At 38.5% G+C, this 6,865-nt stretch carries 6 protein-coding genes and 1 rRNA gene; all 7 read right to left on the bottom strand.

Annotation, left to right across the window (positions count from 1 at the left end; translation table 11 throughout):
* Position 1: 1 nt before the first annotated feature.
* The 7 genes from radA to AZF04_RS04600 all read right to left on the bottom strand — a co-directional run bounded on the left by radA (position 2) and on the right by AZF04_RS04600 (position 6,715).
* Complete coding sequence (radA, locus tag AZF04_RS04570; protein WP_061947746.1) at positions 2–1,378, bottom strand: DNA repair protein RadA; 1,377 nt, start codon at positions 1,376–1,378, stop codon at positions 2–4.
* A 193-nt stretch (positions 1,379–1,571) separates the two neighbouring features.
* Positions 1,572–4,013, bottom strand: a complete 2,442-nt coding sequence (clpC, locus tag AZF04_RS04575; protein ID WP_061947735.1) for an ATP-dependent protease ATP-binding subunit ClpC — start codon at positions 4,011–4,013, stop codon at positions 1,572–1,574.
* A gap of 18 nt (positions 4,014–4,031) precedes the next feature.
* Positions 4,032–5,111, bottom strand: a complete 1,080-nt coding sequence (locus AZF04_RS04580; protein ID WP_061947736.1) for a protein arginine kinase — start codon at positions 5,109–5,111, stop codon at positions 4,032–4,034.
* Between the two features lie 4 nt (positions 5,112–5,115).
* A complete protein-coding gene (locus AZF04_RS04585) occupies positions 5,116–5,649 on the bottom strand; it encodes a UvrB/UvrC motif-containing protein (protein WP_045486656.1) in 534 nt (177 codons plus the stop codon).
* A gap of 25 nt (positions 5,650–5,674) precedes the next feature.
* Positions 5,675–6,148, bottom strand: a complete 474-nt coding sequence (locus tag AZF04_RS04590) for a CtsR family transcriptional regulator (protein ID WP_061947737.1) — start codon at positions 6,146–6,148, stop codon at positions 5,675–5,677.
* A 226-nt stretch (positions 6,149–6,374) separates the two neighbouring features.
* A 5S ribosomal RNA gene (gene rrf, locus AZF04_RS04595) occupies positions 6,375–6,496 on the bottom strand.
* Positions 6,497–6,715: a hypothetical protein gene (locus AZF04_RS04600; RefSeq protein WP_061947738.1), complete on the bottom strand. Its 219-nt coding sequence runs from the start codon at positions 6,713–6,715 to the stop codon at positions 6,497–6,499. It abuts the rRNA gene before it with no gap.
* Positions 6,716–6,865: the final 150 nt, after the last annotated feature.

A 6,865-nucleotide genomic window follows, 5' to 3' on the forward strand; every position in this document is an offset into this window, starting at 1 on the left:
TCTAATTCCCTCCTAACGCTGTGTCCAGAGCTTCCTCAACTGTAGTTACACCAATGATTTTTATGCCTTTTGGCGCTGTCCATCCTCCCATATTTTTCTCTGGGATAATCATTCTTTTAAATCCTAATTTTGCAGCTTCATTTACTCTCTGTTCAATTCTTGACACTCTTCTTATTTCCCCGGTTAAACCAATCTCTCCAATAGCTACATCAAATGGACTTGTTTTTCTATCACGAAAACTTGAGGCAATACTAATGGCAACAGCTAAATCAATAGCTGGTTCATCGAGCCTTACCCCACCAGCAACATTCAAGTAGGCATCCTGTGTTTGTAATAACAAGCCAACTCTTTTTTCTAGTACGGCCATTAATAATGACACTCGATTGTGATCAATTCCTGTAGCCATTCTGCGCGGGTTTCCGAAGCTTGTAGGACTAACTAAGGCTTGAATTTCAACTAAAACTGGCCTAGTCCCCTCCATTGATGCCACGACAATAGATCCCGCAACACCTTGAGAACGGTCTTCTAAAAAGATTTCAGAAGGGTTTAACACCTCTTCAAGACCTAATTCTTTCATTTCAAAAATGCCCATTTCGTTTGTTGACCCAAATCGATTTTTAACCGCTCTTAAAATTCGATATGTATGATGACGCTCACCTTCAAAGTAAAGAACAGAATCAACCATATGCTCTAATAATTTTGGACCAGCAATAGAGCCTTGTTTTGTTACATGTCCAACAATAAAAATAGCAACACCTCTCGTTTTAGCTATCTTCATAAAAGTAGCTGTGCATTCTCTAACTTGTGCTACACTACCAGGTGCAGAAGAAATTTCCTCCTGATAAACCGTTTGAATCGAGTCTATTACCACAGCCACTGGGTTCACTTCATCTATAGAGCGTTCAATCATACTAATATCGGTCTCAGCTAAAACATATAACTCAGGAGAGCTTAACTCTAGCCTGTCAGCGCGTATCTTTGTTTGTTTGACAGATTCTTCTCCCGATATATATAAAACTTTCTGTTCTTTATTTGCAAGCTTGGCAGAAAGTTGCAATAGAAGAGTTGATTTACCGATACCCGGATCTCCTCCAACTAAAACCAATGATCCTGGAACGATGCCTCCACCTAACACTCGATTAAGCTCTCTCATGGTCGTATCAATCCGCGGCTCTTTTTCACTTTCTATATTTGTAATGGCTTGAGGCTTTGCTTGCCGATTTCCAGAGGTTACAAAGCCCCTGCTTGATGAAGAGGCTGTTTGCTCAAACTCTTCGACCATAGTATTAAAGCTTTGACAACCTGGACATTTCCCCATCCATTTTGCTGACTCATATCCACATTCTTGACATACAAACTTTGTTTTTTTCTTTGCCATCTTTCCTCCTACTTCCTTAAAACATTCTCCCTTTATTGTAGCAAAGATATCCATAATAAAAATAGAGTCTTCCTTAGTGTATGGCAAAAAGTCAGGGGAATATGACTGCCCCTGACATTTTTAAACCTAAAGTATATTAGAGACAGACAATGTTCTTTACTTGTTGTCATCATTGTCTGCTCATGCTGTAAAATTATACAATAGCATCCTCTTTAGACACTACATACAATTCATCATCTTTAACATCTATTAGAGCTCTTTGCCCTTTGGTTATCGTACCTTTTAAAAGCTCCTCTGATAGGCGATCCTCTACTTGTTTTTGTAGAGCACGACGTAGCGGACGAGCTCCGTATTCTGGATCATAACCTATATCAGTTATTTTATCTAATGCTTTTTCTGTTAGCTCTAACTCAATTCCTTGTTCGCTTAGACGTGTCTTTAGCTGCTCTGCCATTAAGGTTGTAATTTCACGGACATGCTTTTTCTCTAGTGAATGGAACACAATGATTTCATCGATTCTGTTTAAGAATTCTGGGCGGAAGCTACGTTTAAGCTCTCCCATCACTTTATCCTTCATTCCTTTGTATTCTTGATCTTCACTTTCAATGGCAAAGCCAAGATATTTATTTCGTTTTAATTCACTTGCCCCTACATTAGAGGTCATAATGATCGCCGTATTTCTAAAATCAACCGTCCGTCCTTTTGAATCGGTTAATCTTCCATCCTCTAAAACCTGTAATAAAATATTAAAGACTTCAGGATGAGCTTTTTCTATTTCATCAAGTAAGATAACAGAATAAGGCTTACGACGAACCTTCTCTGTTAATTGTCCACCTTCTTCATGACCCACATATCCAGGAGGTGAACCTACTAGACGACTTGTAGCGTGCTTCTCCATGTATTCAGACATGTCAATTCGAATCACTGAATCTTCATCTCCAAATAACGTTTCCGCTACAGCTCTCGCTAGCTCCGTTTTACCAACACCAGTTGGCCCTAAGAAGATAAATGATCCGATCGGACGCTTAGGATCCTTTAAACCTGCTCTAGCTCTTCGTACAGCCTTCGAAATAGAAATAACGGCTTCTTCTTGACCCACTACACGCTTATGCAAAATTTCTTCCATTCTTAATAAACGGTCTGTTTCTTCCTCTGCTAGTTTAGAAACGGGAACTCCTGTCCAGCTTGCAACAACTTGTGCGATATCATCAGATACGACCTCTGTATTTTCTTGACCTTGTTTTTTCTTCCATTCATTTTTCATCTCATCTAGTTCTTCGCGAAGACGTTGCTCAGAATCTCTTAAAGAGGCCGCTTTTTCAAACTCTTGACTTTGTACAGCTGCATCCTTTTCTTTTCTTGTTTCTTCAAGCTTTTGCTCAAGCTCCTTTAAGTTTGGAGGAGCCGTATAAGAACGCAAGCGAACCTTTGAAGCAGCTTCGTCAATTAAATCTATTGCTTTATCCGGTAAAAAGCGGTCTGTTATATATCGATCCGACAGCTTTACAGCCTCTGAAATCGCATCATCTGTAATCGTAACTCTGTGATGAGCCTCATAGCGATCTCTAAGTCCAAACAAGATCTGAATCGATTCATCAAGGGTAGGCTCATTTACTTGAATAGGCTGAAAGCGACGCTCAAGAGCTGCATCTTTTTCAATATACTTACGGTATTCATCTAACGTTGTTGCCCCGATACATTGTAACTCTCCACGCGCAAGAGACGGCTTAAGAATATTAGATGCATCGATGGCTCCCTCTGCTCCACCAGCTCCTATTAATGTATGAAGTTCATCAATGAATAGAATGACATTACCAGCCTGACGGATCTCATCCATTACCTTTTTGAGTCGGTCTTCAAACTCACCGCGATACTTAGTACCAGCTACAACCGTTCCCATATCTAATGTCATTACTCGTTTATTACGTAAAGTCTCAGGCACTTCATTTGCGATAATAGACTGTGCTAAACCTTCTGCTATAGCGGTTTTACCAACCCCTGGTTCACCTATTAAAACAGGGTTGTTTTTTGTACGTCGGCTTAATACTTGAATGACACGTTCTATTTCCTTACTTCTACCAATTACTGGGTCAAGCGCTTCTTCTCTCGCAATAGCCGTTAAATCTCGAGCTAAGCTATCAAGAGTAGGAGTATTCGCATGGCTTGCAGTCCCACCTTGTTGAGCAGAGCTTCCCACTTCATTACTTCCTAATAATTGCAAAACCTGTTGTCGTGCTTTATTCAAGCTCACACCTAGATTATTAAGAACACGGGCAGCTACACCTTCTCCTTCTCTTATTAAACCCAATAAAATATGCTCAGTACCAACATAAGAGTGTCCTAACTTACGAGCTTCATCCATTGATAATTCAATGACTTTTTTGGCTCTTGGTGTGTAATGTATCGTTTTGGAACCCTCTTGGCCTTTTCCAATTAAAGATTCGACTTCTTTTTGTATTTTTTCAGAGCCTAGACCTAAAGCTTGTAACGCCTTAGCTGCTATCCCCTCTCCTTCTCTTATTAACCCTAGTAAAATATGTTCAGTCCCTATATTGTTATGACCTAAACGAATTGCCTCTTCTTGTGCTAATGCTAATACTTTCTGTGCTCGTTCTGTAAAACGTCCAAACATCATTGACGCCCACCTCCATCATTATTCATCGCTCTGTTCTTTTTCAAGCATCAATCGTTCACGAATTAAAGTAGCTCTTCTTTCATCTCTTTGGTCCGCAGTTAGAACATCACCTGCAAATTGTTGTAAAAAGCCCGGCTGAGTCAATATCATTAACTCATTGAGGATATTCCCTGATATTCCCTTAATTAACCCTAAATCAATTCCTAAACGCACATCAGATAACCTTTGAGTAGCCTCTTTTGATTCTATGATTCGACTATTCGCTAAAATACCATAAGATCGATATACACGATCCTCCAGCTGCAATATAGACTGATCGAGAAGGTACTCTCTTGCTGATTTTTCTTGGTGAATCAATTGAAGTACAACTCCCCTTAAGTCTTCAACGATGTCTTTTTCGGATTTCCCTAAGGTCAGTTGATTGGAAATTTGAAATAGGTTACCTAAAGCTTCGCTACCTTCCCCATAAATTCCTCTAACAACAAGACCTAATTGATTAATTGCTGGTAAAATTCTGTTCAATTGCTGAGTCATGGCTAATGCCGGAAGATGCATCATCACCGAAGCTCGTAAGCCTGTTCCAACATTAGTTGGACAACTCGTCAAATATCCATGCTTCTCATCAAATGCATAAGTTAAATGGCTTTCTATCCAGTCATCAACTTTACTAGCTGTTTCTAAACCTTCTAGTAATTGAAAACCTGGAAATAAGCATTGGATTCGTAAATGATCCTCTTCGTTTAACATAATACTTACTGATTCATCTTGATTTAATAAAACAGCTCCATATTTTGATTGCTCAGCTAAATTGGGACTAATCAAATGTTTTTCCACTAATACTCTTTTTTCATTTCTTTTTAAGTCATCCATCATTAATAGCTCTAATTCTTTTACTTCATCAATTGGCTCTTCTTTTAAAGCCTGAGCCACATGCTGAACGATAGCATGGGATTCTTCAGTAGACGCTAACAGCGGAAACTTAAATTGTTTTAAATTTCTCGCTAAACGAATTCGGCTGCTTAAAACAATTTCTGACTCATCACCTATTTCTTTCATCCATGGACTTATGGCTTCAGATATAAATCGTTGGAGTGACATCTATTTATCCCTCCCTTTGCTCATTCATTTTATTAGTAAGTGATTTTATTTCATCTCTTATCTTTGCTGCTTCTTCGAATTCTTCATTCTCTATATGATTTTTTAATGTATTTTTTAGTTCTTCAATTTCTTTTTTTATTTGGATGCTTCCACCAATTCGTTTTGGAATTTTTCCAGAATGGTTTTTATTACCACTATGCACCCTTTTTAAAATGGGCTCTAATTTTCCATTAAAGCTCTCATAACAATTAAAGCATCCAAACCTACCAACTCGTTTAAATTCCTCATAAGTCATTCCACAATGGTTACATTTTAACGGTTTTGCGGATAAGGGAGAATCATGACCACTTATTCCATTCGTTTCAAAGTTTAACAACCCTGACAGCAATTGATGAATGGAAAAGCTATTAGAGCCTGGGAACTGTTCTCCTTTTTCACGAGCACATTTTTCACATATATGAAATTCTGTTTTCTCACCATTTATAATTTTTGTAAAATGCAGAGTAGCTGGCCTCTCTTGACAATCTTGACATTTCATTCATTCATCACCGCCTTTTGACGTTCTATTGTTTGGTATCAATGTATTTTAATGTTTCTAACATCGCTTTTAAGAGATTAGCTCTTATTTCATCACGATGCTGAATGGTTGTTTGGTAATGTTCACGCGCCATACTATTTAACATAATATTACGCTCACGCTTGGTAATCATATTTTCCTCATATAATCTTATAATAATGTTCTCTGCTGCTTGCTGATCAATTCTCCTGCCTATTAATTGAATAATTTGATCAAAAAGGGCCATCTCACTATGAGGTTTGACTTTTATAATCCTTATATAGCCCCCACCACCGCGTTTACTTTCTACCACATAACCCTTTTCTACTGTAAACCTTGTTCCTATTACATAATTAATCTGGGAAGGGACGCATTGAAATTGACGAGCTAGCTCACTTCTTTTAATTTCTACAATATCTCCATCACTACTTAATAAGATTTTTTTTAAATAATTTTCAATGATATCAGATATATTTCTCAACTTTTCCCCTCCCTTCATACATTTTCTTGACTTTGACTATCTTTGACTTTATGTATATTATAAGCATCACTTAAAAAAAGTGCAACTAACTTGCACCTTAACTAGTATAGCCTATGCAATCAATAATCATTCCGATGCTTTTACTATTTCATATTTACAAAACACTTCCTGAACCTTCGGTCCAACTATACAAAAAAGCACAACCTCTAAAGGTTGTGCTTTWATCGCCTGGCAACGTCCTACTCTTGCAGGGGGAAGCCCCCAACTACCATTGGCGCTGAAGAGCTTAACGGCCGTGTTCGGCATGGGAACGGGTGTGACTGTGACCTCTTCGCTATCGCCACCAGACTATTTAGGCTGCAGATCAGCGGCGTCCTTCTTCGTTAACGGCTCTCCTTCCATCATGTCACGTATGAGAATACGCTCCATTCTTTCAGTCGATGGTTGCCTTGAATGACTTGCTTCTCTTTGCCAAATGTTTGAACTCCAATCAGCGGCGAATCTCTTTGTTAGCTGCATTTCCTCCGGCATGTCACGTATGTGGATACGTTTCATTCTTTCAGTCATGTTGCTGCCTCGAKCTTCTTGCTTCTCTTTGTCAAATAGACTTCAATTRTTGAGAGAATTCTCTCAAAACTAGATAATATGGAAAACAGAATGAATATCAAGAAATATAGGATAAGTCCTCGACCGATTAGTATCTGTCAGCTTCACGTG

The sequence above is a fragment of the Alkalihalobacillus trypoxylicola genome, assembly GCF_001590785.1.
GTDB classification, from domain to species: domain Bacteria; phylum Bacillota; class Bacilli; order Bacillales; family Bacillaceae_D; genus Alkalihalobacillus; species Alkalihalobacillus trypoxylicola.

Coding starts and splice junctions, on each gene's coding strand:
- AZF04_RS04600 (WP_061947738.1), bottom strand. CDS start 6,715: ATGACTGAAAGAATGAAACGTATCCACATACGTGACATGCCGGAGGAA.
- AZF04_RS04580 (WP_061947736.1), bottom strand. CDS start 5,111: ATGTCACTCCAACGATTTATATCTGAAGCCATAAGTCCATGGATGAAA.
- AZF04_RS04585 (WP_045486656.1), bottom strand. CDS start 5,649: ATGAAATGTCAAGATTGTCAAGAGAGGCCAGCTACTCTGCATTTTACA.
- clpC (WP_061947735.1), bottom strand. CDS start 4,013: ATGATGTTTGGACGTTTTACAGAACGAGCACAGAAAGTATTAGCATTA.
- radA (WP_061947746.1), bottom strand. CDS start 1,378: ATGGCAAAGAAAAAAACAAAGTTTGTATGTCAAGAATGTGGATATGAG.